Source organism: Streptomyces sp. MnatMP-M17, assembly GCF_900091995.1.
Taxonomy (GTDB): Bacteria; Actinomycetota; Actinomycetes; order Streptomycetales; family Streptomycetaceae; genus Streptomyces.
Map to the genome: position 1 here is coordinate 1 of NZ_FMDK01001121.1, position 2,495 is coordinate 2,495.

General features: G+C 72.8%; 1 protein-coding gene. It reads right to left on the reverse strand.

The genetic code is table 11. From position 1 onward, the window contains the following. Positions 1-39 precede the first annotated feature (39 nt). Positions 40-2,495 (reverse strand): alpha-glucan family phosphorylase (glgP, locus tag GA0115259_RS36790; RefSeq protein ID WP_093604849.1); only part of this gene is annotated, 2,456 nt, incomplete at its 5' end.

Below are 2,495 nucleotides of genomic sequence, written 5' to 3' on the forward strand. Positions count from 1 at the left end.
CCCGCCCCCGCGCCCGCCGCGTCCGGCCCGCCCCCGCCGTCAGCGCAGCAGTACGCCCGCACCCTCCCCCGTCGCCTCCGTCGGCAGCGCGACCAGCCCCAGATCCGCGCTCGTGGCGAGCAGCGGATGGGAGGGCAGCACCCGGACCGTATAGCCGTAAGGGCCCGTACGGTCCAGCGCGAGCGGTCCTTCGTACATCCAGCGACCCTCCAGGTCCGGCCCCTCGGCCGGCTTGAGCGGAAACGGCCGCGCGTCCACGAGCGTGTCGTCCGGGCCGACCCGGCCCGCGACGGCCTGCACCTCCACCTCGTCCGGCCGCAGTTCGCCGAGGCCGACCTGGACGCGCAGCGAGCGAGTGGAGCCCAGCTCGGCCGTGCCTCCGGCGGCGCCGGCCGCGACGCCCTCCACATGGTCGACCGACACATACGGCCAGAGCGTGCGTGTGCGGTACTTCCAGGACGCCAGTTCCGTCGCGGTCGCGGCGTCCAGCGCGCGATGGGCATGGGCGGCGGGCTCGTAGAGCCGCTCCACATACTCACGCACCATCCGTCCCGCGAGCACCTTCGGTCCCAGGGTGACCAGTGTGCTGCGGACCATCTCGATCCAGCGGCCCGGCAGCCCGTCCGCACCTCGGTCGTAGAAGCGCGGCGCCACCCGGTCCTCGATCAGCGCGTAGAGAGCGTTCGCCTCCAGCTCGTCCCGGCGGTTCTCGTCGGTGGCTGCATCCGCCGTGGGAATGGCCCAGCCGAAGTCCGGCTCGAACCACTCGTCCCACCAGCCGTCCAGCACCGACAGATTGAGACAGCCGTTGAGCGCGGCCTTCATTCCGCTGGTGCCGCACGCCTCCAGCGGACGCAGCGGATTGTTCAGCCAGACATCGCAGCCCGGATAGAGCTTGCGCGCCATCCCCATGCCGTAGTCGGGCAGGAAGACGATGCGATGGCGCACGCGCGGATCGTCGGCGAACCGCACCAGCTCCCGCACCAGCCGCTTGCCGCCGTCGTCCGCGGGATGCGCCTTGCCCGCGACGACGATCTGGACCGGCCGCTCCGGATCGAGCAGCAGATCCGTCAGCCGGTCGCGGTCGCGCAGCATCAGCGTCAGCCGTTTGTACGACGGGACCCGGCGGGCGAAGCCGATGGTGAGGACGTCCGGGTCGAGTACGCCGTCGATCCAGCCCAGCTCGGCGGCCTGGGCGCCGCGCTGGAGCCAGGACGCGCGCAGCCGTTCCCGTACCTCCACGACGAGCTGTTCGCGCAGCTGACGGCGTACGTCCCAGAGATCCGCGTCCGGGACCGCGGGCGACAGCGTGGCGTCCGCGGGGCCCTCGCCCAGCCGGGCGATCTCGGGCGCGACCCAGGTCGGCGCGTGCACACCGTTGGTCACGGAGGTGATGGGCACCTCCTGCGGATCGAAGCCCGGCCAGAGTCCGGCGAACATCTCCCGGCTGACGGCGCCGTGCAGCGTGGAGACGCCATTGGCCCGCTGGGCGAGCCGGAGGCCCATCACGGCCATGTTGAAGAGATTCGGCTCGCCGCCCGGATAGCTCTCGATGCCGAGGCCGAGGACCCGCTCGGCGGCCACACCGGGCAGCTCGCCGTCCTCGCCGAAGTGGCGGGCGACCAGCTCGCGGTCGAACCGGTCGATCCCGGCCGGCACGGGCGTATGGGTGGTGAAGACCGTCCCGGCGCGGACCGCCTCCAGGGCGGCCTCGAAGCCGAGCCCGGTGTCGACGAGTTCACGGATGCGCTCCAGGCCGAGGAAGCCGGCATGGCCCTCGTTCGTGTGGAACACCTCGGGCGCCGGATGGCCGGTGAGCCGGCAGTACGCCCGGACCGCGCGCACTCCGCCGATGCCCAGCAGCATCTCCTGGAGCAGCCGGTGCTCGCTGCCGCCGCCGTAGAGCCGGTCGGTGACCTCGCGCTCGCCCGGACCGTTCTCCTCGACGTCCGAGTCGAGCATCAGCAGCGGCACCCGGCCGACCTGCGCCAGCCACACGCCGGCGCGCAGCGAGCGCCTGCCGGGCAGCGTGAGGACGACCTGGGCGGGCGTGCCGTCCTCCTCGCGCAGCGGTGTGAGCGGGAGTTCATGGGGATCGAGGACCGGATACTGCTCCTGCTGCCAGCCGTCCCGGGAGAGCGACTGGCGGAAGTAGCCGTGCCGGTAGAGCAGACCGACGCCGATGAGCGGTACGCCGAGATCGCTGGCGGCCTTGAGATGGTCGCCGGCGAGGATGCCGAGACCGCCCGAGTACTGCGGCAGGGCCGCGGTGATGCCGAACTCGGGCGAGAAGTAGCCGACGGCGGCGGGCAGCTCGGCGCCCTCGGCGTCACGCTGCTGGTACCAGCGGTCGCCGCGCAGATAGGTGTCGAGCCCGGCCGCGGCGGCGGTCAGCCGGTCCAGGAAGGAACTGTCCCTGGCCAGCTCGGCCAGACGGGCGGCGGAGACGGCTCCGAGGAGTCTCACCGGGTCGCCGTCGGCGGCCCGCCAGCCGG